We start from the raw sequence: 24,184 nt of genomic DNA on the forward strand, positions 1-24,184 counted from the left end.
GAGAAGCGGGGGCCGTCGTCGTGCGAGCGGAGGACGCTAGCGCAGGCGCGCCATGAGGGCGTGCTCGACCAGCGTGATCAGCGCGGACTTGGCGTCCGCGCGGTGACGGGCGTCCGTCGTGATGATCGGGGCGTCCGGGCCGATCTGGAGGGCCTCGCGGACCTCCTCCGGGTTGTACGGCTGGCTGCCGTCGAAGCCGTTGAGGGCGATGACGAACGGCAGGCCGCTGTTCTCGAAGTAGTCGACCGCGGGGAAGCAGTCGGCGAGACGGCGGGTGTCCACCAGGACGATCGCGCCGATCGCGCCGCGCACGAGGTCGTCCCACATGAACCAGAAGCGGTCCTGGCCCGGCGTACCGAAGAGGTACAGGATCAGGTCCTGGTCCAGGGTGATACGTCCGAAGTCCATGGCGACCGTCGTGGTCTTCTTGTCCCCGGTGTGGGTGAGGTCGTCGATGCCCGCCGAAGCAGACGTCATGACGGCCTCGGTGCGCAGCGGGTTGATCTCCGAGACGGCGCCGACGAACGTGGTCTTGCCCACGCCGAAGCCGCCCGCCACCACGATCTTCGCGGACGTGGTGGAGCGGGAAGGCCCTCCGCTAGAGCTTGCGAAGTCCACTGAGCACCCTTTCGAGCAATGTCACGGCTGGCTGGCCGCCGGCGCTCTCGTCGCCGCCCGGCTGATGAATGGCGACCAGGCCCGCTTCCGCCAAGTCGGCGACGAGGATCCTGGCCACACCGAGAGGGATGGTCAGCAGGGCCGAGATTTCGGCCACCGACTTGATCTCCCGGCAGAGGTTGCAGATGCGCTGATGCTCGGGCAACTGGCCCTGCATCTGGTGAGGCTGCGCGGTGGTGTGCACCAGCGCCTCGATGGCGAGCTGGTAACGGGGCCTGGTGCGGCCACCCGTCATGGCGTACGGACGCACCAGGGGGTTGCTCGCCGAACCGGCGGGGGACGCCTCGGGCGAGCGTCGCTGCGGCTGCACGGGCTGGATGCGCGGAGCCGACGGCTGGTCGTACGGAGACGGCCCGGGGCCCTGGGGACCCTGAGGCGTGTAAGGCCGCCGCTGGCTGGGTGCGGAGGGGGGAAAGTTGTACCGGTTCGGGTCGCCTGAACCATCGCCCTGCCCCTGGCCGGGGCCGTACGACCAATTGCCCGAAGACGAACCGCCTGGGGGTGTTACCACTTTCTCTCCTCCTCCGACCGTGCCGGGCACACAACGCTGGGACCGCGTCCCGAAACCTTACGGCCCCGGGACGCGAATTCGCACCGTCTGTCTATTAGTTGAGAAGGCTGCCCTGGAGCTCCGCACGAAGGTCCGGAGTGAGAACCGTGCCCGCACGGTCCACCAGAAGCGCCATCTCGTACCCAATGAGACCGATGTCCGCCTCAGGGTGTGCAAGTACTGCGAGTGAAGAACCGTCCGAAACGGACATGAGGAAGAGGAATCCTCGCTCCATCTCCACAACAGTCTGGTTCACATGGCCGCCCTCGAAGATACGGGAAGCACCCGCGGTCAAAGAGGTCAGACCGGATGCGACGGCCGCCAACTGGTCGGCGCGGTCACGGGGAAAGCCTTCGGACATGGCCAGAAGGAGTCCGTCGGCGGAGACCACCACCGTGTGCGACACCCCGGGGGTGTTGTCCACGAAATTGGTGATCAACCAGTTCAGGTTCTGTGCCGCCTGGCTCATCGGGCTCACAACTAACGCTCCTGGTTGTAGGTGCTGTCAGGACCGAGGCCCTGGCCGTTCGTCTCACTACCTGCATTGCGTCCCCGCTCCACGCCGCGACGCAGGTTGCTCAGCCTGCCCCGGACGTCTTCGGGAGCACGGGAGACCTGGGGGCCGCCCTGGGGGGTCGATTCCGCGGTTCCCTCGACCAGGTTGGCCTTGGGCACCCTCCGCGGCAGACCGGACGAGGTGACCCCGCCCGCCTTGGGCTTCTTGAGCTGCTCGGCGCGCTGCCACCGATCGTCGTTCGACGACCGCCAGTCGTCGCCCGTGTTCCCGGAGGACATGGGCGGCGCCTGCTCCCTCGCCGGTTCCGCGGGGCGCCGGCCGTTGCCGGCGGGGACGGGTCCGCGGCGGGGGAGGCCCGCGTCGGTCATCGTGTGGGGGGCCGAAGCGGCCGGACCCGGACGACCAAAGCCTACGCTGTCCCGCTCGTTCGCGTCAGCGACCTGCGGAGATCCCGCTTCCGGAGCGTAGTCGGACCGGTACCCGCCCTGGTACGCGTCCTGCTGCGGCCAGTCGTCCTGGTAGGACGGCTCACCGTAGCCCGACGGCGTCTCCGGGGCGGAGCCGCCCATCCCGGCGTGCTCCTGCTGGGCCGGCTCCGTGTAGGAGGGCTCAGGGTAGCCGCCGTTGGACGGGAAGTACGCCTCGTCGTACGCAGCCTGCTGCGGCTCCTCGTACGACGTCTGCTGGTCGTACGTGGTCTGCTGCTCCTCGTGCACGCCCTGGGCGCCGTCGAAGGACGGCTGTCCGTTGTCGTACGAGGGGGCGCCCGGGGCGTCGAAGGCGTCGGCGTAGGCCTGGGGGGCCTCGATGGCCTCCGGACCCTGCGCCTGGGCCTCCAGGGCCGCACGGCGCTCCTCACGCATCAGGGAGCGGCCCACGGGGTCCAGGTCACGGGCGTCGTCCGGGACCTCGTAGCGGCTGTCGTCGAAACCGAGGTCCGCGGCGGTCAGCACGGGCTGCTGCTGCTGCATACCGAAGTTCTCGCCCGGGAACTGCTGCTGCGGCTGATGATGCTGCTGCTGCTCGGGAATGATCTGCGACACGGTGAACTCGTCGGTCATCGGCTGATGCTCGCCACCGCCACCGTGGGTGATGGCGTCGGGGAGCATGACCAGGGACGTGGTGCCGGCCTGCTCGCCCGAGGGGCGGAGCTGGACGCGGATGCCGTGGCGGTCGGACAGACGGCCGACCACGAAGAGGCCCATGCGCTGCGAGATCGCGGCGTCCACGGTCGGCGGGTTGGCCAGCTTGTGGTTGATGTCCGCGAAGTCCTCGGCGGTGAGGCCGATGCCCTTGTCGTGGATCTCGACCATGACGCGGCCGTCGGGGAGACGGGTCGCGGTGACACGGACCTTGGTCTGCGGGGAGGAGAACGTGGTCGCGTTCTCCAGGAGCTCGGCGAGCAGGTGCACGAGGTCGGTCACGGCGCGGCCGTGGATCTCGGCCTCCGGGACACCGGAGAGCTCGATGCGCTCGTACTGCTCCACCTCGGAGGAGGCGGCGCGCAGGACGTCGACCAGCGGGACCGGCTGGTCCCAGCGGCGTCCGGGCTCCTCGCCGGCGAGGACCAGGAGGTTCTCGCCGTTGCGGCGCATACGGGTCGCGAGGTGGTCCAGCCGGAAGAGGTTCTCGAGCTGGTCCGGGTCGGCCTCGTTGTTCTCCAGGTCGGTGATCAGGGTCAGCTGGCCCTCGATCAGTGACTGGTTGCGGCGCGAGAGGTTCGTGAAGATCGCGTTGATGTTGCCTCGCAGGAGGGCCTGCTCGGCGGCCAGTCGCACGGCCTCGCGGTGGACCTGGTCGAAGGCGCGGGCGACCTCGCCGATCTCGTCCGTGGTGTTGATCGGGATCGGCTGCACGCGGGTGTCGACCCGGCCGGGGTCGGTGCGCGAGAGCTGGTCGACCAGCATCGGCAGGCGCTGCTCGGCGACATTGAAGGCGGCGCTGCGGAGCTGGCGCATCGCGCGGCTCATCTGGCGGGCCACCATGCCGGCCAGGATGAACGCGGCGAGCAGGGCGACGACGACGATGGCACCGGTGATGAAGGCGTCGGTCTGAGCCGCGTCGGAGATGTCACCGGCCTCGGCCACGGCCTTGTCGGCGAGGTCCGACTCGATCTGGCGGTACGCGTTGTACTTGGCGGTGTTGACCGCCATCCAGTTCTGCGCGGTGACGCCCTTCGCGGCGAGTGCCGCCCGGTCGCTCTCCAGCGGGGACGCGAGCGACGCGAGGTCCTTGACCATCTCGTTGTCGCCCGTGGGCGGCGGCACGTAGGTCGGGTCGGCGGCCGCGGCTTCCTTGGCCTTCGCGGTCAGCTCCGACTTGATCTTCGCCGACGCCTCTTCGAGCTTGGCGGTGTCGGCCTCGGTGCCACCACCCTTGTACTCCTCGATGGCGATGCCCTCGAGGTAGGCGTACGAGGAGAGGGCGACGCGCTGGCTGGCGAGGCCGCTGACGCCGGGACCCGGCTTGATCAGCAGGTGCAGACCGATGGACCGCTCCAGCGACAGCGCGGCCTTGGACAGCGAGATCGCGTAGACGGTACGGCCGTAGCTGGTGATGTTTCCGGTGCCCAGACCGAGCTCGTTGGCGAACTCCATCAGCGGGTGCTGGATCTGGAGGTAGCCCTCTTCGGTCTGCACACCGGGAAGCGCGGTGGTGTACGCGGCTTTCCGCAGCTTCTCGAGACCGGGCTCGACGTTGCGGAAGACCGTGAGGCGGCGCTCCAGGCCCGGAGTCTGGGGCATGTTCTGGGCGGCCTCGTCGAAGGCGTCCGCGGCCAGGTCGGTCTCGCGGCGGACCTTCACGACCGTGGCGTCCTTGGCGCCCTTGCCGGACAGCAGGGGCGCGGCGCTGAGGTCGCGCTCGACGAACAGCTTGTCGCCGTACGTCAGTGCCGCCTGCACGAGGCGCGCCGTCTTCTCGGCGTCCTGCGCTTCCTGCCAGGTGTCGATCGAGCCCTTCACCTGGAAGCCGCCCATGACGAGGCCGACCACCACGGGTATGAGCAGGATCGCGTTCAGCCTGGTCGGCACGCGCCAGTTGCGCGGGGAGAATCGGCTCCCGCTCGGTGCGGGCACCGGCGTGGGCTCGGGGCCGGCGACCTGTGCGGGCGCCGCTCCGCGCGCCGGCGGGGTGAAGTTGCCCCGTGCCGACGGCTCGGGACCGTTCATGCTTCGCCTCACTCGACCAACAACCTCTCGGCGTCGGCACCTACTGTGTGCCGCCGTATCTACCAGCGCCCTTGACTACTGGGCAGTTCAGCGCATTCCAGCACGTCAAGCAGCGCCATTCCAAACACTCGGAACGGGTGATTCCGAGTGGTGCCGGCCACAGATAAAACGGTCATAAAGAGCGAGCCCCGCCAAAAGGCGGGGCTTTCATGAACGCAGGGGCATCGGGTGACCGCTATGCGTGTCGGGGCCAGCGAAATTCTCTGTCGAAACGTTATGAACACCGAGGCCGGCCGTGTCAAATGACACAGCCGGCTCCAATGCGTCTACGACAACTTCCATAGGGAGTCGTCTACTTGGCTGCTACCGCAGCCGTGCCATGAGGGCGTGCTCGACCAGCGTGATGAGAGCGCTCTTCGCATCTGCACGGTGTCGCGCGTCCGTCGTGATGATCGGAGCGTCCGGGCCGATCTGAAGAGCCTCGCGCACTTCCTCCGGATTGTACGGCTGGTGACCGTCGAAGCCGTTGAGGGCGATGACGAACGGCAGGCCGCTGTTCTCGAAGTAGTCGACCGCGGGGAAGCAGTCGGCGAGACGCCGGGTGTCCACCAGGACCACGGCACCGATGGCGCCGCGGACCAGGTCGTCCCACATGAACCAGAAGCGGTCCTGGCCCGGCGTACCGAAGAGGTACAGGATCAGGTCCTGGTCGAGGGTGATACGTCCGAAGTCCATGGCCACCGTGGTGGTGGTCTTGTCCCCGGTGTGGGTGAGGTCGTCGATGCCCGCCGAGGCGGAGGTCATGACGGCCTCGGTACGCAGGGGGTTGATCTCGGAGACGGCACCCACGAACGTGGTCTTGCCGACACCGAAACCACCCGCTACGACGATCTTCGCGGAGGTGGTCGCCCGGCCTCCGTCAGAGCTTGCGAAGTCCACTGAGCACCCTTTCGAGCAGTGTCACGTCCGGCGCGCCGCCGTTGTTCTCATCGCCGCCAGGCTGGTGAATGGCGACAAGTCCGGCCTCGGCGAGGTCCGCGACAAGGATCCTGGCCACGCCGAGCGGCATGGACAGGAGGGCCGACACCTCGGCCACCGACTTCACTTCCCGGCACAGGTGGCAGATGCGCTGGTGTTCGGGGAGCAGTCCCATCAGCTGGGCCGGATCGGCCGACGTGCTGATCAGAGCTTCTATGGCCAGTTGGTACCGCGGCCTGGTCCGGCCGCCGGTCATCGCGTACGGACGTACCAGCGGCTGGTCGCCTTCATCCCCGTACGACTCGGCGTACGGATCATGAGAGGCGGGGGGCGGGGTCATGAATCCTCCGGGCGGGACAGCAAGTCGGTCAGTCGTGCCGTCTGTTGGGGCCGGTGGGGGGATTGTGGCGGCCGGACGGTGATTTCGTGCGGTGTCTGGATCCGGCGGCGGTCAGTGAAGCAGACTGCCTTGTAGTTCGGCACGCAGGTCCGGCGTGAGGACGGCGCCCGCACGGTCGACGAGCAGTGCCATCTCGTAGCCGACAAGGCCGATGTCGCAATCCGGGTGGGAGAGGACCGCGAGGGACGATCCGTCCGAAACCGACATCAGGAAGAGGAAACCGCGCTCCATCTCCACGACCGTCTGGGCCACCGAGCCGCCTTCGAAGATCCGGGAAGCCCCGGCAGTCAGCGAAGTGAGTCCGGAGGCGACGGCCGCCAGTTGGTCCGCGCGGTCGCGGGGGAAGCCTTCGGACATTGCCAGAAGGAGTCCGTCGGCGGACACGACGACGGTGTGGGACACCCCGGGGGTGTTGTCCACGAAGTTGGTGATCAACCAGTTGAGGTTCTGTGCCGCCTGGCTCATCGGGCTCAACTAACGCTCCTGCTGGTGAGTGGGGCTGGGGAAGCTGCCGGTCTGGCCGTTGCCGGCCTGTCGACCCTGCTGAATGCCCCGACGGAGATTGGTCAGCCGGCCGCGTACGTCATCGGGCGCACGCGAGACCTGCGGACCGCTTTGGTGCTGTTGCTGCTGTGCCGTGCCCGCGACGAGGTTGGCTCGCGGGACTCGGCGCGGCAGGCCTGAGGTGGTGATCCCGCCTGCCGACGGCTTACGGGAACGCTCCGCCTGCTTGACGAGATCGTCGTTCGGAGAGCTGCGCCACGAGGTGGTGGCCGGTGCGGCAGCCGGCCGCTGCGGAGCCGGGGGAGTCTGCGGCTGCTGGGGGGCAGCCTGGGCGTATCCCTGGGACCCGTTGCTCTGCGTCCCGTTGCTCTGGGCGGCACCGCCCGCGGGCGCGCCGTCCGAGCCGTTCGCCTGACCGTGGAACCAGTTGGTCTCCAGCGTGTCGTACAGCGGCGTACGGCCGTCACCGGGGTTCGAGGCCGGGGGAAGCGCCTCGGGGGTCTGCGGACGGGCGGGGGCCTGTGGGGTGGCCGGCCGCTCGTACTGTCCGGTGGACGAGCCCTGCCCGTTGCCGTAGCCGGGTGCCGCGAACTGCCCGGTGGACGCGGGGTCCTGGGAAGGCGCGTAGCCCGGCTGGGCGAACTGGCCGGTGGACGACGGGGACTGGGAGGCCCCGTAGCCCTGGGCGGGGAACTGTCCCGTGGCGGCCGGGTTCTGGCCGGCGGAGGACTGGTTGCCGTAGCCGTACTGGCCGTTGTTCTGGCCGTTGTTCTGCGGCGCACCCGCGCCGGGGCGCGGGGCGTCGAAGTCGGGGCGGGCGAACTCCGCCGTGGAGGCGGGGCCCTGACGGTCGTCGACGCGCGGCATGCGCGACGTGGCGTCGGGGTCCTCGTGACCACGCGGGGTGTCGTGCGAGGTGCGCGGAACCGGCGGCTGCGCGTTGTCGTCGCTCCAGCTCGGCGTGCGGGAACCGGTGTTGCCGCCGGGCAGCTCGGCGCGTGCGCCACCGCGGCCCGGAAGCTGCGGACGACGACGGCCGCTCTTGCCGCCGGACGCCTTCGCGGGCGCGGCGGGAGCCTGGTTGCTGTCACCGAAGGCGTTCTGGCCCGTCTGGCCCGTGCCGGATCCGTTGCCGAACGAGTTCTTGCGGCCGCCGGACGTGTCACCGAAGGCGTTCTGGGAACCCGCTCCGTCGCCGAAGCCCTGCTGCTGCGAGCCGTTCTGGGCGGGGAAGCCCTGCTGCGGGCTCTGCCCGAAGGCGTTCGCGCCGGCGGGAGCCTGTCGGCCCTGCTGACCACCCTGGCCCTGCTGCGGACCACGCGCTCCGCCGGCGGCACCCGGGCGACCGCCCTGGCCCGTGCCGGGCAGCGCGGCCCGCGGACCCTGGCCCGAGCCGACCTGTCCGCGCTGCGGCGGGGCCCCGAGGGGACCGCCGGGAGCGGAGGGGGAGCCGGTGCCGAGCGAGGGACCGCCCGAGCGGCGGGCCGCGGCCACACCGGCCGAGGCCTGCGACGCGGCGGGGCCGCCGCCGGCACCCTGGCCCGGCTTGTTCGGCATGGGCTTCTTGCCGCCCTGGGCGACGTCCACGGGCAGCATGACCAGCGCGGTCGTACCACCGGAGTCGGACGGGCGGAGCTGGATGCGGATGCCGTGACGCTGCGACAGACGACCGACCACGAACAGACCCATGCGTCGGGAGACGGAGACGTCCACCGTGGGCGGGGCGGCGAGCCGCTCGTTGATCGCGGCAAGGTCCTCGGGGGACAGACCGATACCGGTGTCGTGGATCTCGATCAGCACACGGCCGTCGGGCAGGGCGTGACCGGTGACCTTGACCTTGGTCTGCGGGGAGGAGAACGAGGTGGCGTTCTCCAGCAGCTCTGCGAGCAGGTGGACGAGGTCGTTGACGACCCGGCCGGCGACCTCGGTGCCGGGCACCGAGGCGAGTTCGATGCGCTCGTACTGCTCCACCTCGGAGGCGGCGGCGCGGAGGACGTCGACCAGCGGGACCGGACGGGTCCAGCGACGGCCGGGCTCTTCACCGGCGAGGACGAGGAGGTTTTCGCCGTTACGGCGCATGCGGGTCGCGAGGTGGTCGAGCTTGAACAGCGAGGAGAGCTGGTCGGGGTCGGCCTCACGGGACTCGAGCTCGGATATGAGCGAGAGCTGGCGCTGGATAAGACCCTGCGAACGGCGCGAGAGGTTGGTGAACATCGCGTTGACGTTGCCTCGCAGAAGGGCCTGCTCGGCGGCGAGGCGGACAGCCTCGCGGTGCACGTCGTCGAAGGCCGCGGCCACCTGGCCGATCTCGTCCCGGGAGTGCACACCGACCGACTCCACGGAGGTGTCGACGTCCTGCGGGTCCGACTCCGAGAGCTGCTTGACGAGCTCGGGCAGACGGTCCTGGGCGACCCGGGTGGCCGTGTCCTGCAGGCGGCGCAGCGAGCGGATCATGGACCGGGCCACGACGAAGGCGCCGACGAGCGAGACACCGAGGACGAGCAGGATCAGGACACCGGAGATGATCGCTTCACTCTGCGACTGGTTGCGCAGCTCACGGGCCTTCTGCTCCATCTCGCTGAGCAGCGTGGTCTCGATCTTCGACATCTGGTCGATCTTGGACGAGTCGTCGTCGAGCCAGTCCCTGTAGGACCGCTTGTTCTGCGTCTTCAGACCCTCGGGGTTGCTCAGCACGCGCTTGGCGTACTGGTCGGCCGACTTGATCGTCGGGTTGTCGCCCTCGATCGGCAGGAGGAGTTCCGTGCTGCCGGAGCCGTAGATGTTCTTGAAGGCCTGGTTCTCGGACTCCTGGCTCTCCTGCGCGGACAGCGCGTACTGCTGGTCGTTCTTGGAGAGGGTTCCGAAGGTCGTCGGACGCGTGGGAAGCGCGGCGGCGATGACGGCCCGCTGGACGGAGGCGTACTCCTTGGCGGCGGAGAACGACGCCAGCGCGCGGGTGCGCTGGATCATCTCCGGGTTGCTGGTCGCCTCGGCCATGTCCTGCGAGAGCGCGAGGAGCTCGTTGACCAGGCGGTGGTACGCGTCCACCGTCTGGGTCGCGTTCTGCGGGTCGTTGTAGGCGTCGCTGCGGATCTGGTTGAGCTTGTAGAGCTCGCTCACGACACCGACGAGGCTGTCGTGCACGCCGGAGAGCTGGCCCTTGGCCGTGGCGTCGTCGACCTGCTGGGTGCCCTCGAGGAAGTGCTTCTTCGCCACGTCCGTGGCGTCGCGCACGGACTTGACCTCGTAGTCGTTGGACAGGGCGCCGTGGGCCAGCGGACCGGCCGACTCGTCGCGCTCCTTCTGGAGGGCGGCGGCGAGCTCGGTGGCCTGCTTGGTCATCTCGGTCAGCAGCCGCATGTTGTCGAGCTGCTGGATGTTGTCCATCGACTCGTTGATGCGGAGCGCACCCAGCGAGGTCGCGGCGACCACGGGGAGTGCGAGCAGCGAGACGAGTCGCGTCGAGATGCGCCAGTTCCGCAGGGCTACGCGCGAGCCGTGGCCCGGTGTGGCGCTCTTCGTGGCGTCGGTCGTGGTGGCGGGAGCCTTGGGCTTCGCGCCGGCGCGAGCGGAGTGTTCACCGCTGCCGCCGACTTCTGCCGGTCCCGGGTTCTGGGCGTGCTGGGGCGAGGAACCGCGGTCGGTCCCGCCGCGCGGCTCCGGCTCCGCCGAAGCGCTGCCATCCCTCTTGAAACGTCCCTGCACTAGCGTCGCAACCTCTGGACCAGGCGCCCCTCCGCTGGAACGGCGGGACGGTGTCGGCGTTGTACACGGACGCAGATGCGCCCTGTGTATGTGGTCAAAGTGACCGGCGCAGGCTCCCCCTTCCCGCCGCCACTCGGCGCTCAGTAGCGCCCCTGCGCGCTGGATCGTGAAATCCGCGGCGGTCCGAGGAATTCCAGCACAGCCCAGGATCTCCAACAAGGCCCGTGTACCAGGCTGTGACCTTCGTGACAGGATGTGAGTGACAGGTCACGAGGTGTGTAAAGGGTTCTCGTACATACCGGGCATAGGCCTACGAGCCATGGGCCCGCATACCCTGTCCCAGTCGAGATGATCAGGAGCGGAATGGCTGGTTCAGTGGCGTAATGTCCGTTTGGTCGGCCCCAGTTGGGGGCCTCGATTGACCGGTTTGCCCCTTGGCGAGTGAGGAAACTCACACGCCGATCATGGCCTCTTCACGTCATCGCCAGGGAATTGAATGTTTAGCCTGACGCTTTACAGGGATGGCGAATCCGACAACCCGCGCCTATGTGGGGCTCTTTGACCCCGACCGGCGCCCAGGACGACAAGGTCGAGCAAAACGGTGAAGACGACGATGATGTTCCGCAACATTGCCAATCCGCAGCGCACGACGCTGGCGCACCTCGAGGACGCCGACGCCCTGCGTACGCCGGAGCGGCCGGAGCACGCGGTCGTCCTCCCGCTCCAGACCGCCAACCCCCGCCGCTCACCACCCCGGCGGATATACGCGAAGTCCGCAGCCCTTGCCGCGTTAGCCTGGAGCGTCAGACTCCAGCCAGCTCAGTGAGGGGCGCAAGGATCCCGTGCGCATCGCCAGATTCTCCATCGACGGCAACGTCGCTTTCGGCGCGGTCGAGGGCGACAGGCCGGACGAGCTCGTCCTCGACATCATCAAGGGCATCCCGTTCGCGGACTTCGAGCTCTCCGGTACGAAGGTCCCGCTGAACAAGGTCCGGCTGCTGCCGCCGGTGCTCCCGAACAAGGTCGTGGCCTACGGCCGCAACTACGCGGAGCACGCCAAGGAACTCGGCAACGAGGTGCCCGACGCCCCGTTCGCCTTCTTCAAGCCGTCGACCTCCGTGGTCGGCCCCGGCGACCCGATCCAGTACCCCTCCTTCTCCAGCGAGCTGCACCACGAGGCGGAGCTCGCCGTCGTCATCGGCCGTATGTGCCGCGAGGTCCCGCGCGAGCGCGTCAAGGACGTCATCCTCGGCTACACCTGCGCCAACGACGTCACGGCCCGCGACGTGCAGAAGCGCGAGAAGCAGTGGGCCCGCGCCAAGGGCTTCGACAGCTCCTGCCCGCTCGGCCCCTGGGTGGAGACGGACCTCGACCCCACCGACCTGACCATCCAGTGCACGGTCAACGGGCAGCAGCGCCAGCTCGGCCGTACGAGCGAGATGATCCACTCCATCGAGGACCTGATCGTCAACATCACCGAGGCCATGACGCTGCTCCCCGGCGACGTGATCCTCACCGGCACCCCGGCCGGGGTCGGCCCCCTGAACGTCGGCGACGAGGTCGCCGTCACCATCGAAGGCATCGGCACTCTCACCAACAAGGTGATCAAGCGTGGCTAACGTCCGTGTACGTTTCTGTCCCTCCCCGACCGGCAACCCCCACGTCGGGCTGGTCCGCACCGCCCTGTTCAACTGGGCGTTCGCCCGGCACAACGAGGGCACCCTGGTCTTCCGCATCGAGGACACCGACGCGGCCCGCGACTCCGAGGAGTCGTACGACCAGCTCCTCGACTCGATGCGCTGGCTGGGCTTCGACTGGGACGAGGGCCCCGAGATCGGCGGCCCGCACGCGCCGTACCGCCAGTCGCAGCGCATGGACATCTACGCGGATGTCGCCGCCAAGCTCCTGGACGCGGGCCACGCGTACCGCTGCTACTGCTCGACCGAGGAGCTGGACACCCGCCGTGACGCGGCCCGCGCCGCAGGCAAGCCCTCCGGCTACGACGGCCACTGCCGCGACCTGTCCGCCGAGCAGAAGGCCGCCTACGAGGCCGAGGGCCGCGCGCCCATCGTCCGCTTCCGGATGCCCGACGAGGCGATCACCTTCGACGACCTGGTCCGCGGCGAGATCACGTACCTCCCGGAGAACGTCCCGGACTACGGCATCGTCCGCGCCAACGGCGCCCCGCTGTACACGCTCGTCAACCCCGTCGACGACGCCCTGATGGAGATCACCCACGTCCTGCGCGGCGAGGACCTGCTCTCCTCCACCCCCCGCCAGGTCGCCCTCTACAAGGCGCTGACCGAGCTGGGCATCGCCAAGGAGACCCCGGCCTTCGGCCACCTCCCGTACGTGATGGGCGAGGGCAACAAGAAGCTCTCCAAGCGCGACCCGGAGTCCTCGCTCAACCTGTACCGGGAGCGCGGCTTCCTCCCCGAGGGCCTGCTGAACTACCTCTCCCTGCTCGGCTGGTCGCTCGCCGCCGACCGCGACATCTTCTCGATTGACGAGATGGTCGCCGCGTTCGACGTCACGGACGTGAACCCGAACCCGGCCCGCTTCGACCTGAAGAAGTGCGAGGCGATCAACGCCGACCACATCCGCATGCTCGACGTGAAGGACTTCACCGAGCGCTGCGCCCCGTGGCTGCGCGCCCCCTTCGCGCCCTGGGCGCCGGAGGACTTCGACGAGGCGAAGTGGCAGGCGATCGCCCCGCACGCCCAGTCGCGGATGAAGGTGCTCTCCGAGATCACGGACAACGTCGACTTCCTGTTCCTGCCGGAGCCGGCCGTCGACGAGGCGTCCTGGGCGAAGGCCATGAAGGAGGGCAGCGACGCCCTGCTCCGCACGGCCCGCGAGAAGCTGGAGGCGGCCGACTGGACCTCCCCGGAGTCCCTCAAGGAGGCCGTCCTGGCCGCCGGTGAGGAGCACGGCCTGAAGCTCGGCAAGGCCCAGGCCCCGGTCCGCGTCGCCGTCACCGGCCGCACGGTCGGCCTGCCGCTCTTCGAGTCCCTGGAGATCCTGGGCAAGGAGGAGACGCTGGCACGCGTCGACGCGGCGCTGGCGAAGCTGGCCGCTTAAGGCGGAGTGCGTGAGGGGGGGGGGGGGGGGGGGGCGCCCCCGCCCACCCCCGAGAGGACCGGGTACGGGTGGTGACGGTCACGGGGCCCGGCGCCGGACCCGGCCGCCACGCGGACCGGCGTCACGTGGCAGTTGTCACGGGGACCGGCGCTACGTGGCCGTCGTCACGCGGGCCGGCGCCGAGCGCGGTCGTCGCGCGGGCCGGCGCCAAGTGGCAGTTGTCACGCGGCCCGGCGTCGGGTGCGGTTGTCGCGTGGGTCGGCGCCGGACGGCTGTCGTCACGCGGTCCGGCGCCACGTGGTCGTCGTCACGTGGACCGGTGTCGGCTGCGGGGGTCTGGCGGGTCGGCGCCGAGTGGCGGTCGTCACGGCGTGCGTTCCGTCCTCCCCGCTCGCGGGTGGTCGTCGCCGCCCGAGGGACAGCCACCCGCCCCCGGCGATACCGTCGGCGCATGAGCATCGACGCCGTGGTCTGGGACATCGACGACACGCTCTTCGACTACACGAGCGCCGACAGGGCGGGCATGCGGGACCATCTCGCGGCCGAGGGTCTGCTCGACGGCGGTACGACCGTCGAACAGGCCCTCGCGCGCTGGCGGGAGATCACCGACGCCCAGTGGGCGAGGTACGCCGCCGGGGAGACGGACTGGCAGGGCCAGCGCCGGGACCGCGTCCGGGTGTTCCTGGGGGAGTCGCTCGACGACACCGAGGCCGACGCGTGGTTCGACCGGTACGTCACGCACTACGAGGGCGCCTGGGCGCTCTTCCCGGACGTCCTGCCCGCCCTCGACGCGCTCGCCGCCGGCCACCGGCACGCGGTGCTCTCCAACTCCAGCCTCCTCGTGCAGGACCGCAAGCTGCGCGTCCTCGGTGTGCACGACCGCTTCGAGGCCATCCTGTGCGCCGCCGAGCTCGGCGTCTCCAAACCCGCCGCGGCCGCCTTCCACGCGGCCTGCGACGCCCTCGGGCTGCCGCCCCACCGCGTCGCCTACGTCGGGGACCATCCGGAGATCGACGGACGCGGCGCCGCCGACGCCGGTCTGCTCTCGGTATGGATCGACCGGGACGGAGCCCATGCCGCCGGCGCCGCCGGACAAAGGGGTCCGCATCGCATCGGATCGCTCGCCGAGTTGCCCGCGGTCCTTGCCGCGGATACCCGTTTTGGAGTGGGGTCCACCTTCGGGTAATGTTCCTTCTGCGCCGCCGGGAGCGGGCCGAAAGGCCGGAGCCCGGAGACGTCAGCCGAAACAAGATCTTCGTACGGGATTGCGTTTCTGTGGCCTATGGTGTAATTGGCAACACTACGGTTTCTGGTACCGTCATTCTAGGTTCGAGTCCTGGTAGGCCAGCTCGCAGAGCTCATCTGCACCGCGGAGATCCAGATCCGCAACGCCCCCGTTGTGTAGCGGCCTAGCACGCTGCCCTCTCACGGCAGTAGCGCCGGTTCGAATCCGGTCGGGGGTACAGATCCTTCTCAGGAAGGCAGTCCGGGTCGCACCCGCTGCCCTCCATGCAGGATCGCTAGGGCCCCCGTTGTGTAGCGGCCTAGCACGCTGCCCTCTCACGGCAGTAGCGCCGGTTCGAATCCGGTCGGGGGTACTGACCAGCATTGGTCTGAACCACCATGGGCTATGGTGTAATTGGCAACACTACGGTTTCTGGTACCGTCATTCTAGGTTCGAGTCCTGGTAGCCCAGCCCCGAATCTGCGGAAACGCAGGATTCAGGCCCCCGTTGTGTAGCGGCCTAGCACGCTGCCCTCTCACGGCAGTAGCGCCGGTTCGAATCCGGTCGGGGGTACACGGTCCGCAAGGGTCTCCACTTCGGTGGGGGCCCTTTCGGCATTCCGAGATCAACTCTTCGGAGATCAACTCGTGGCGCCTCGCCATGAGTTGGATCACCCCGGAAACGAGGCGGCGGGGTGCACCGGGCCCGAAGGCCGGTACACCCCGCTCAAGGGACGATGTGCATCGGGGAGAGCCTGCCGCGGCGTTGAGGCCGGCCCTCCCGTCACACGGGAGCGGGTGAAGGTCAGCCCGTGCGGCGCAGGGCCTCGGAGAGACGCCCGGCGGCGTCGATGACCGCCTGGGCGTGCATGCGGCCCGGGTGCCGGGTCAGACGCTCGATCGGCCCGGAGACCGAGACGGCGGCCACGACGCGGTTCGAGGGGCCGCGGACCGGCGCGGAGACGGACGCCACGCCCGGCTCGCGCTCACCGATCGACTGGGCCCAGCCACGGCGCCGTACTCCCGACAGCGCGGTCGCGGTGAAGCGGGCGCCCTGCAGGCCCCGGTGCAGCCGCTCCGGCTCCTCCCAGGCCATCAGGATCTGGGCGGAGGAACCGGCCTTCATGGTGAGGGTGGAGCCCACCGGGACCGTGTCCCGCAGACCGGACAGCCGCTCGGCCGCGGCGACGCAGATGCGCATGTCGCCCTGGCGGCGGTAGAGCTGCGCGCTCTCGCCCGTGAGGTCCCTCAGGTGCGTGAGCACGGGACCGGCCGTCGCGAGGAGGCGGTCCTCACCGGCGGCCGCGGCCAGCTCCGCGAGCCGGGGGCCGAGTATGAAACGGCCCTGCATGTCGCGCGCCACCATGCGGTGGTGTTCAAGTGCCACGGCGAGGCGATGTGCCGTGGGTCGTGCCAGTCCGGTCGCCGCGACCAAGCCTGCGAGGGTGGCCGGACCGGACTCCAGGGCGCTCAGGACAAGGGCTGCCTTGTCCAGAACGCCGACGCCGCTACTGTTGTCCATGAAACGATACTCGCGTCTCACTCTGTGAAACGCAAGTTCAATTTCCGGTGGAACGCGCCACCCTTGTAGACACAGCGGCCCGCGGACCAACGGGCCCGGCGGACGACGTCCGGCACGAGGGGTGCGGACGTCCACCGCCCCGGAAATCTCTAGTTGGGCCGGCGCCACACGAGCCGGCCGGAGGGAAAGCGATGGGTAGGACACTCGCGGAGAAGGTCTGGGACGACCACGTCGTCCGGCGCGCCGAGGGCGAGCCCGACCTCCTCTTCATCGATCTGCACCTGCTGCACGAGGTGACCAGCCCGCAGGCCTTCGACGGCCTGCGTCAGGCGGGCCGTCCGGTGCGGCGCCTCGACCTCACCATCGCGACCGAGGATCACAACACCCCGACCCTCGACATCGACAAGCCCATCGCGGACCCGGTCTCGCGTGTCCAGCTCGAGACGCTGCGCAAGAACGCCGCCGAGTTCGGCGTGCGGCTGCACTCGCTGGGCGACGTCGAGCAGGGCGTGGTGCACGTGGTGGGACCGCAGCTCGGTCTGACCCAGCCGGGCACCACGGTGGTCTGCGGCGACTCGCACACCTCCACCCACGGCGCCTTCGGCGCCCTGGCGTTCGGCATCGGCACCTCGCAGGTGGAGCACGTGCTGGCCACCCAGACGCTGCCGCTGGCCCGCCCCAAGACCATGGCCATCACCGTCGACGGCGAGCTGCCCGACGCTGTCACCGCGAAAGACCTGATCCTGGCGATCATCGCCAAGATCGGTACGGGCGGCGGCCAGGGATACATCCTGGAATACCGCGGTCCCGCCATCGAGAAGCTCTCGATGGAGGCCCGGATGACCATCTGCAACATGTCGATCGAGGCCGGCGCCCGCGCGGGCATGATCGCCCCCGACGAGACGACCTTCGACTACCTCAAGGGCCGCGCCCACGCGCCCGAGGGCGAGGACTGGGACGCCGCCGTCGCGTACTGGAAGACGCTGAGGTCCGACGACGACGCCGAATTCGACACGGAGGTCGTCATCGACGCCACCGCACTGTCGCCGTTCGTCACCTGGGGCACCAACCCCGGCCAGGGAGCGCCGCTTTCGGCGAACGTCCCCGACCCGGCTTCGTACGAAGACGCTTCGGAGCGCCTGGCAGCCGAAAAGGCCCTGGAATACATGGGGTTGACCGCCGGACAGCCGCTGCGCGACATCAAGGTCGACACCGTCTTCGTAGGTTCGTGCACCAACGGCCGTATCGAGGACCTGCGCGCGGCCGCCGCGGTCGTCGGGGGCCGCAAAGTCGCCGACGGCGTACGGATGCTGGTCGTCCCCGGTTCCGCGCGGGTCGGACTCCAGGCCGTCTCCGAGGGCCTGGACGTGGTCTTCAAGGAGGCCGGCGCCGAATGGCGGCACGCGGGCTGCTCGATGTGTCTGGGTATGAACCCCGACCAGCTCGCCCCCGGTGAGCGCTCCGCGTCCACCTCCAACCGCAACTTCGAGGGCAGGCAGGGCAAGGGCGGCCGGACGCACCTGGTCTCGCCGCAGGTCGCCGCCGCCTCGGCGGTCCTCGGCCACCTGGCCTCCCCGGCCGACCTGTCCGACGCCCCCGTGCCCGCTGGAGTCTGAGAGCCATGGAAGCATTCACCAAGCACACCGGCCGGGCCGTCCCGCTGCGCCGCGGCAACGTCGACACCGACCAGATCATCCCCGCCCACTGGCTCAAGAAGGTGACCAGGGACGGCTTCGAGGACGGTCTCTTCGAGGCTTGGCGCAAGGACGCCTCCTTCGTCCTCAACCAGCCCGAGCGCCAGGGCGCCACGGTTCTGGTCGCGGGCCCCGACTTCGGTACGGGCTCCTCCCGCGAGCACGCCGTCTGGGCGCTGCAGAACTACGGCTTCAAGACCGTCATCTCCTCCCGGTTCGCCGACATCTTCCGCGGTAACTCGCTCAAGAACGGCCTGCTCACGGTGGTTCTGGACCAGAAGATCGTGGACGCCCTCCAGGAACTGTCGGAGCGGGACCCGCAGGCGGAGATCACGGTCGACCTGGAGGCCCGTGAGGTGCGCGCCGAGGGCGTCACCGCCGCCTTCGAGCTCGACGAGAACGCCCGCTGGCGGCTGCTGAACGGGCTGGACGACATCTCCATCACCCTCCAGAACGAGGGCGACATCGCGGCGTACGAGGCCAAGCGGCCCTCGCACAAGCCGAAGACGCTCCAGGTCTGACCCCCGGGCCGGGCCACGGCCCGGCCCGACTCATTTCAGCCATGCAACACCCCTCTGTACCCCCAATCGTGGACGGTTGGGGGTACAGCCATTTCCGCTCCCGGAGGGTCCCCGCAGGCCCCCACGAGGCCGGTCAACTCCCTTAGTTACAAGGCGGGTTGTCCGGGTAGGCGGGTACGTGGGCGACTTCCGGCCAAGGGGGTCAGGAGGCCTCCGGGGGGCGGCAGTTACCCCCTGCGCAGGCGACAACTCGCCCCAGATGGCACAATCTGTGCATGGAACGTGACGGCCAACTCGAGCTCTACGCGGCGGTCGCGGACCAACTCAAGGAAGCGCACACAAGAGTGCGCGCACTGCAAGTCCCGGAGGGCGTACGGATGGCGCTGACCCGGAAGCTGCTGGTCATTACGGCCGCGGCCAAGCACGATCTCGCCGACGCGACAAGGCGGCTGGAGCGGTTCACCACCGACCTCGACGAGGGCCGATTCCTCGAAGGGGATCACTGACGAACTGCGCTACGGCCCGAGTTCGTTGCGGCACAAGGGTGATTAGCCCGTTTCGTGTTTGATTTGCGGTATATATCTGCCTAACGTGCGAAAAAGCTTGAACGCATTCGTTCGGGCAATGTCTCCGAAGGGGAAGACGTGAACAAGGCGCAGCTCGTAGAAGCGATTGCCGACAAGGTCGGCGGGCGTCAGCAGGCCGCCGACGCGGTCGACGCGGTACTGGACGCCATTGTCCGTGCGGTTGTCGGCGGAGACCGGGTCTCGGTCACGGGCTTCGGTTCCTTCGAGAAGGTCGACCGTCCCGCCCGCTACGCCCGCAACCCTCAGACGGGTGAGCGTGTTCGGGTCAAGAAGACCTCCGTGCCGCGATTCCGTGCCGGCCAGGGCTTCAAGGACCTGGTGAGCGGCTCGAAGAAGCTCCCGAAGAACGACGTCGCGGTCAAGAAGGCCCCGAAGGGCAGCCTCTCCGGCGGCGCTTCCGCGACGGTGAAGAAGGCCGCGGCCAAGAAGGCCACCACCGCCAAGAAGGCGGCGGCGAGCAAGGCCGTGGCGAAGAAGACGACGGCGAGGAAGACCACGGCCGCCGCGAAGAAGACCACGGCGAAGAAGACGACGGCGAAGACGGCCGCCGCCAAGAAGACGACGGCGAAGACGACCGCGGCCAAGAAGACCGCCGCCAAGAAGGCTCCGGCGAAGAAGGCCACGGCCAAGAAGGCCCCCGCCAAGAAGTCGACGGCTCGCAAGACCACCGCCAAGAAGGCCACCGCCCGCTAGAGAGCGGGTACAGGGCACGTCACGCGCCGGGCCGGGCTCCCCAGGGGAGCCCGGCCCGCGGCGTGTCCGCGGCGCGGGAGTGCGGGGGTGCGGGGGTGTGGGGGTGCGGAACGTCCGCCGGCGCGGGGGTTCAGAACGTCTGCAGCGTGATCAGAGTGATCCGGAGCCCCGCGCCCTCGCCCTCGGTCTCGATCCGCACGCGCTGCCCCGGCCGCAGCAGCCGCAGCCCGCCGGCGTCGAACGCCGGACCGTCGAAGGGCACCGGTGTGCCGTCGTCGAGCAGCACCTGTCCGCTGCGTGTCCCGGGGTCGTACGTGTACGAGGTCGCCTGCATGGGGGCAGCCTACGGCTCGCCCGCCGCCGTCCGCCTACTGCCCGGGAATGAGCAGCCGCGCCGCCGCCGCCTGCGTGCGCGGTCCCACTCCCAGCGTCAGCGCCGCCCGCAGATCCTCCCTGGTGTCCACGTCCCGGCGTACGGAATCCACCGCGTCGAGACGGAGTTCCGCGGCCCCCGAGGCGCGATGGCGGGCCCGGGAATCACCGCCGAAAGCGGGCAGCAATTCCCGGCCCGGGGATGCGGCCAGGAGCGTGGTGCCGATTGCAGCAGCATCGGCCAGAAAAGCGCGCGGGAATTCGCCCGCGGCGGTCAGTACCCGGGCCAATTCCGAAGGCCGCAGAGCGGGCAGATCGGCGTTCAGGGCCGCGACGGCGCTTTCGGGATCCCGGGCCCGTACGACACCCGCGCCGTGCGCCAGCGCCGCGTTGAGGCCCCCGCCCGGCTCGTCCGCGACGATCCGCGCGCCGAGCGCGGCCAGCTCCCTGCCGGCCACGACGTCACCCGTGACGACCGCCACATCCCGCACGGCGGCGCAGGCCAGCGCCGCCGCCACGGTGTCCTGCGCGAACGCGAGGGCGAGGCCCGGGCGCAGTACGTCGGAAGCGGTGTCCGCGAGCCTGCTCTTGGCGCGCGCCAGGGGTTTGAGGGGTACGACCAAGGTCCACCGCACGAGCGCTCCACCCTCTCCAGTCACGCCTTATTGTGACCTGGTCACCCTGGCGGTCGGGGTGTCGGGGCGTACGGTGTTCTCGACAGACAGGCGGCCTGGAGCGACACTTGTGCGGCCCCCCAGGCTCTAGAGGAAGGTGTCCGCGTGCCCCGCCGCAGAATCGGCTTCTGGTACCGCTTTGCAGCGGTTCTCGTCAAACCGCCGCTCGTGGTTCTGATCAAGCGGGACTGGCGTGGGATGGAGAACATTCCGGCCGAGGGCGGATTTATCACCGCGGTGAACCACAATTCGCACGTGGACCCGTTCGCGTATGCGCACTACCAGTACAACACCGGGCGTGTTCCGCGCTTCCTGGCGAAGGCCGGGCTTTTCAAGAAGGGATTCGTCGGCGCCGCGATGCGCGGCACCGGACAGATTCCCGTCTACCGCGAGAGCACCGACGCCCTGAGCGCCTTCCGGGCCGCGATCGACGCCGTGGAACGCGGTGAGTGCGTCGCGTTCTACCCCGAGGGCACGCTCACCCGTGACCCCGACGGCTGGCCGATGACCGGCAAGACCGGTGCCGCGCGCGTCGCCCTGCAGACCAGGTGCCCGGTCATCCCGGTCGCCCAGTGGGGCGCCAACGAACTGCTGCCCCCGTACGCCAAGAAGCCCGAGATCCTCCCGCGCAAGACCCACCACGTGCTCGCGGGCCCGCCGGTGGACCTCTCGCGCTACTACGGCCGGGAGATGAACCCGGACCTCCTCAAGGAGGTCACCGAGGTCATCATGGCGGCCATCACCGCGCAGCTCGAGCTGATCCGCGGCGAGAAGGCGCCCGAGAACGTGTACGACCCGCGCGAGGTGCGCATCGCACAGCGCCGCAAGGCCGTGACCAAGTCGAAGGCACAGCAGGAAGAAGGGCAGGGCACGTGAGCAAGCCGGTCAGGGCGGCCGTCTTCGGAACCGGATCGTGGGGTACGGCCTTCGGCATGGTGCTCGCCGACGCGGGGTGCGACGTCACCCTGTGGGCGCGCCGTCCCGAACTCGCCGACGCGGTCAACTCCACGCGGATGAACCCGGACTACCTCCCGGGGATCGAACTCCCGGAGAACCTGCGGGCCACCGCCGACCCGGCCGAGGCCGCCCGCGGCGCCGACTTCACCGTCCTCGCCGTCCCCTCCCAGACGCTGCGCGGCAACCTCGCGGAATGGGTGCCGCTGCTCGCCCCCGACACCGTGCTCGTCTCGCTCATGAAGGGCGTCGAACTCGGCACCGTGAAGCGGATGAGCGAGGTCATCGAGGAGGTCGCCAAGGTCTCCGCCGACCGCGTCGCCGTCGTCACCGGGCCCAACCTCGCCAAGGAGGTCGCCCAGCGGATGCCCGCGGCCGGGGTCGTCGCCTGCCGCGACGAGGCGGTGGCCCGGCGCATCCAGACCGCCTGCCACACGCCGTACTTCCGCCCGTACACCAACACCGACGTGGTGGGCTGTGAACTCGGCGGAGCCGTCAAGAACGTGATCGGCCTCGCCGTCGGCATCGCGGACGGCATGGGCCTGGGCGACAACGCCAAGGGCTCGCTGATCACCCGCGGCCTGGCCGAGACCACCCGGCTCGGACTCGTCATGGGCGCGGACCCGATGACGTTCTCCGGCCTCGCGGGCCTCGGCGACCTCGCCGCGACTTGCTCCTCGCCGCTGTCCCGCAACCACACCTTCGGCATCAACCTCGGCCGGGGCATGACCCTCCAGGAGACCATCGCGGTCACCCGGCAGACCGCCGAGGGAGTCAAGTCCTGCGAGTCGGTGCTGGATCTGGCGCGCCGGCACGGCGTCGACATGCCGATCACGGAGACGGTCGTCAGCATCGTCCACGAGGGCAAGCCGCCGGTGGTCGCCCTCAAGGAGCTGATGGGGCGCAGCGCGAAGTCCGAACGCCGCTGAGCCGTCCCCGCCGAACCGCCAGGTGGGCGACGCTCCGCAACGGTGGGTACGACGCTGAGCAACAGCCGCCGTGGGGCGCTGACTCACCGCCGTACCACCGGGTACTCTCAACGCGATATGAGCACCGAGAACCTCCCCCAGAGCCCTGAGCAGGCGCCTCGCAAGCCGCGCGTGGCCGTCGTCTTCGGCGGCCGCAGCTCCGAACACGGGATCTCCGTGGTCACGGCCGGCGCCGTCCTGAGCGCCATCGACCGTACGAAGTACGACGTACTGCCGATCGGCATCACCCAGGACGGCCGTTGGGCGCTCACCGCGGACGAGCCGGAACGTATGGCGATCGTCGACCGCAAGCAGCCGAGCGTCGACCAGCTCGCCGAGTCCGGCGAGGGCGGCGTGGTGCTCCCCGTCGACCCCGCCAACCGTGAAGTCGTCTACAACGAGCCCGGGTCGGTCCCCAAGGCGCTCGGCGAGGTCGACGTCGTCTTCCCGATGCTGCACGGCCCGTACGGCGAGGACGGCACCCTCCAGGGCCTCCTGGAGCTGTCCGGCGTCCCCTACGTCGGCTCGGGCGTCCTCGCCTCGGCCGTCGGCCAGGACAAGGACTACATGAAGCGGGTGTTCACCTCGTTCGGCCTGAAGGTGGGCCCGTACGTGGTGATCCGGCCGCGCGAGTGGCAGCAGGACCGGTCCGCCGCCCGCAAGAAGATCGTCGACTTCGCGGGCGAGCACGGCTGGCCGCTCTTCGTGAAGCCCGCGCGCGCGGGTTCGTCGTTCGGCATCACGAAGGTCGACGACCTCGCGGGCCTCGACGAGGCGATCGAGGAGGCCCAGCGGCACGACCCGAAGATCATCGTGGAGGCGCTGCTGCGCGGCCGCGAGATCGAGTGCGGTGTCCTGGAGTTCGAGGACGGGCCGCGCGCCTCGGTCCCCGCGGAGATCCCGCCCGTGCAGTCGCACGCGTTCTACGACTTCGAGGCCAAGTACATCGACGCCGCCGACGGCATCGTGCCGGCGCCGCTCACCGAGGAGCAGACCGCCGAGGTCCGCCGGCTGGCCGTCGAGGCCTTCGAGGCGGCCTCCTGCGAGGGTCTGGTCCGCGCGGACTTCTTCCTCACCGAGGACGGCGAGTTCGTGATCAACGAGATCAACACGATGCCCGGCTTCACGCCGATCTCCATGTACCCGCGGATGTGGCGGGAGACGGGCGTCGGCTACGCGGAACTCGTCGACCGCCTGATCCAGGCGGCACTGCGGCGGTCCACCGGACTGCGCTGAGCGGCCCGCGGGACCAGCACGTCAGTCGGGGGTGCCCGCGGGGGTCGCCGTGGTTGCCGGGGCGGCCCGCGGGACGAGCCCCCCCGGGGGCGCGGCCCCCCCCGGCCCGGGGTCCGGGGCGGACGCCCCACGCCACGCGGGGGGGTGGGGGGGCGG

At 69.7% G+C, this 24,184-nt stretch carries 22 protein-coding genes and 5 tRNA genes; 16 read left to right on the forward strand and 11 right to left on the reverse strand.

The genetic code is table 11. The annotated features are described in order from the left end of the window. Positions 1–36 precede the first annotated feature (36 nt). From ACFXGX_RS38630 to ACFXGX_RS38665, 8 genes are all read right to left on the reverse strand, one after another. A complete protein-coding gene (locus ACFXGX_RS38630; RefSeq protein WP_351123795.1) occupies positions 37–618 on the reverse strand; it encodes an ATP/GTP-binding protein in 582 nt (193 codons plus the stop codon). Continuing rightward, positions 599–1,189, reverse strand: coding sequence for a DUF742 domain-containing protein (locus tag ACFXGX_RS38635; protein WP_384801626.1), 591 nt, complete (start codon positions 1,187–1,189; stop codon positions 599–601). Before ACFXGX_RS38635 ends, ACFXGX_RS38630 begins: the two co-directional genes overlap by 20 nt. 94 nt (positions 1,190–1,283) lie before the next feature. Continuing rightward, complete coding sequence (locus ACFXGX_RS38640) at positions 1,284–1,697, reverse strand: roadblock/LC7 domain-containing protein (RefSeq protein ID WP_261709979.1); 414 nt, start codon at positions 1,695–1,697, stop codon at positions 1,284–1,286. A gap of 11 nt (positions 1,698–1,708) precedes the next feature. Beyond that, positions 1,709–4,927: a nitrate- and nitrite sensing domain-containing protein gene (locus tag ACFXGX_RS38645; protein WP_384801630.1), complete on the reverse strand. Its 3,219-nt coding sequence runs from the start codon at positions 4,925–4,927 to the stop codon at positions 1,709–1,711. A 351-nt stretch (positions 4,928–5,278) separates the two neighbouring features. Continuing rightward, positions 5,279–5,854 (reverse strand): ATP/GTP-binding protein, encoded by a 576-nt coding sequence (locus ACFXGX_RS38650; RefSeq protein ID WP_028802395.1) that lies wholly within the window; start codon positions 5,852–5,854, stop codon positions 5,279–5,281. Next, positions 5,835–6,233, reverse strand: a complete 399-nt coding sequence (locus ACFXGX_RS38655; RefSeq protein WP_384801633.1) for a DUF742 domain-containing protein — start codon at positions 6,231–6,233, stop codon at positions 5,835–5,837. The genes ACFXGX_RS38650 and ACFXGX_RS38655 overlap by 20 nt, the downstream gene beginning before the upstream one ends. A 111-nt stretch (positions 6,234–6,344) precedes the next feature. Further along, the gene (locus ACFXGX_RS38660; protein ID WP_355761633.1) at positions 6,345–6,758 is read right to left on the reverse strand and encodes a roadblock/LC7 domain-containing protein; all 414 of its coding nucleotides are present in this window, start codon (positions 6,756–6,758) and stop codon (positions 6,345–6,347) included. Between the two features lie 9 nt (positions 6,759–6,767). Beyond that, positions 6,768–10,502: a nitrate- and nitrite sensing domain-containing protein gene (locus ACFXGX_RS38665; protein ID WP_384801636.1), complete on the reverse strand. Its 3,735-nt coding sequence runs from the start codon at positions 10,500–10,502 to the stop codon at positions 6,768–6,770. Positions 10,503–11,103: 601 nt separating this feature from the next. On the opposite strand from ACFXGX_RS38665, the gene ACFXGX_RS38670 reads away from it, so the two are divergent. From ACFXGX_RS38670 to ACFXGX_RS38710, 9 genes are all read left to right on the forward strand, one after another. Beyond that, positions 11,104–11,328, forward strand: coding sequence for a hypothetical protein (locus ACFXGX_RS38670; RefSeq protein ID WP_384801638.1), 225 nt, complete (start codon positions 11,104–11,106; stop codon positions 11,326–11,328). A 16-nt stretch (positions 11,329–11,344) separates the two neighbouring features. Further along, positions 11,345–12,121: a fumarylacetoacetate hydrolase family protein gene (locus ACFXGX_RS38675; RefSeq protein ID WP_384801641.1), complete on the forward strand. Its 777-nt coding sequence runs from the start codon at positions 11,345–11,347 to the stop codon at positions 12,119–12,121. Next, positions 12,114–13,583: a glutamate--tRNA ligase gene (gltX, locus tag ACFXGX_RS38680; protein ID WP_384801644.1), complete on the forward strand. Its 1,470-nt coding sequence runs from the start codon at positions 12,114–12,116 to the stop codon at positions 13,581–13,583. The genes ACFXGX_RS38675 and gltX overlap by 8 nt, the downstream gene beginning before the upstream one ends. Before the next feature lie 451 nt (positions 13,584–14,034). Continuing rightward, positions 14,035–14,769, forward strand: coding sequence for an HAD family hydrolase (locus ACFXGX_RS38685; RefSeq protein ID WP_384801647.1), 735 nt, complete (start codon positions 14,035–14,037; stop codon positions 14,767–14,769). 90 nt (positions 14,770–14,859) lie between these two features. Next, a tRNA-Gln gene (locus tag ACFXGX_RS38690) sits at positions 14,860–14,931 on the forward strand. A 42-nt stretch (positions 14,932–14,973) separates the two neighbouring features. Then, positions 14,974–15,046: transfer RNA gene (locus ACFXGX_RS38695), tRNA-Glu, on the forward strand. 62 nt (positions 15,047–15,108) lie between these two features. Beyond that, positions 15,109–15,181: transfer RNA gene (locus tag ACFXGX_RS38700), tRNA-Glu, on the forward strand. A 26-nt stretch (positions 15,182–15,207) separates the two neighbouring features. Then, a tRNA-Gln gene (locus ACFXGX_RS38705) sits at positions 15,208–15,279 on the forward strand. Between the two features lie 29 nt (positions 15,280–15,308). After that, positions 15,309–15,381: transfer RNA gene (locus tag ACFXGX_RS38710), tRNA-Glu, on the forward strand. A gap of 231 nt (positions 15,382–15,612) precedes the next feature. On the opposite strand, the gene ndgR is transcribed toward ACFXGX_RS38710, so the two are convergent. Further along, entirely contained in the window at positions 15,613–16,329 is a 717-nt protein-coding gene (ndgR, locus tag ACFXGX_RS38715; protein ID WP_006383662.1) for an IclR family transcriptional regulator NdgR, read from the reverse strand. Between the two features lie 191 nt (positions 16,330–16,520). Between ndgR and leuC the strand changes: the two genes are divergently transcribed. From leuC to ACFXGX_RS38735, 4 genes are all read left to right on the forward strand, one after another. Then, positions 16,521–17,945 carry a 3-isopropylmalate dehydratase large subunit gene (leuC, locus tag ACFXGX_RS38720; RefSeq protein ID WP_384801650.1) on the forward strand — a complete coding sequence of 475 codons (1,425 nt, stop codon included), beginning with the start codon at positions 16,521–16,523 and terminating at the stop codon, positions 17,943–17,945. Between the two features lie 5 nt (positions 17,946–17,950). Next, positions 17,951–18,544, forward strand: a complete 594-nt coding sequence (leuD, locus tag ACFXGX_RS38725; RefSeq protein ID WP_384801653.1) for a 3-isopropylmalate dehydratase small subunit — start codon at positions 17,951–17,953, stop codon at positions 18,542–18,544. Between the two features lie 275 nt (positions 18,545–18,819). Further along, on the forward strand, positions 18,820–19,050 hold the full coding sequence (locus tag ACFXGX_RS38730) for a hypothetical protein (RefSeq protein WP_361683201.1): 231 nt from the start codon (positions 18,820–18,822) through the stop codon (positions 19,048–19,050). Between the two features lie 138 nt (positions 19,051–19,188). Continuing rightward, a complete protein-coding gene (locus ACFXGX_RS38735) occupies positions 19,189–19,824 on the forward strand; it encodes an HU family DNA-binding protein (RefSeq protein ID WP_384801656.1) in 636 nt (211 codons plus the stop codon). A 130-nt stretch (positions 19,825–19,954) separates the two neighbouring features. On the opposite strand, the gene ACFXGX_RS38740 is transcribed toward ACFXGX_RS38735, so the two are convergent. Both ACFXGX_RS38740 and cofC read right to left on the reverse strand, forming a co-directional pair. Continuing rightward, the gene (locus ACFXGX_RS38740; protein ID WP_384801659.1) at positions 19,955–20,158 is read right to left on the reverse strand and encodes a hypothetical protein; all 204 of its coding nucleotides are present in this window, start codon (positions 20,156–20,158) and stop codon (positions 19,955–19,957) included. Between the two features lie 34 nt (positions 20,159–20,192). After that, on the reverse strand, positions 20,193–20,831 hold the full coding sequence (gene cofC / locus ACFXGX_RS38745; protein ID WP_384801662.1) for a 2-phospho-L-lactate guanylyltransferase: 639 nt from the start codon (positions 20,829–20,831) through the stop codon (positions 20,193–20,195). A gap of 144 nt (positions 20,832–20,975) precedes the next feature. Between cofC and ACFXGX_RS38750 the strand changes: the two genes are divergently transcribed. The 3 genes from ACFXGX_RS38750 (at position 20,976) to ACFXGX_RS38760 (ending at position 24,028) form a co-directional block, all read left to right on the forward strand. After that, entirely contained in the window at positions 20,976–21,746 is a 771-nt protein-coding gene (locus ACFXGX_RS38750) for a lysophospholipid acyltransferase family protein (RefSeq protein WP_384801665.1), read from the forward strand. Beyond that, positions 21,743–22,753 carry an NAD(P)H-dependent glycerol-3-phosphate dehydrogenase gene (locus ACFXGX_RS38755; protein WP_384801668.1) on the forward strand — a complete coding sequence of 337 codons (1,011 nt, stop codon included), beginning with the start codon at positions 21,743–21,745 and terminating at the stop codon, positions 22,751–22,753. Before ACFXGX_RS38750 ends, ACFXGX_RS38755 begins: the two co-directional genes overlap by 4 nt. A 117-nt stretch (positions 22,754–22,870) precedes the next feature. Then, positions 22,871–24,028, forward strand: a complete 1,158-nt coding sequence (locus ACFXGX_RS38760; protein ID WP_384801670.1) for a D-alanine--D-alanine ligase family protein — start codon at positions 22,871–22,873, stop codon at positions 24,026–24,028. The last annotated feature ends 156 nt before the right edge of the window (positions 24,029–24,184 follow it).

This window comes from Streptomyces sp. NPDC059371, assembly GCF_042751995.1.
Lineage (GTDB): Bacteria > Actinomycetota > Actinomycetes > Streptomycetales > Streptomycetaceae > Streptomyces.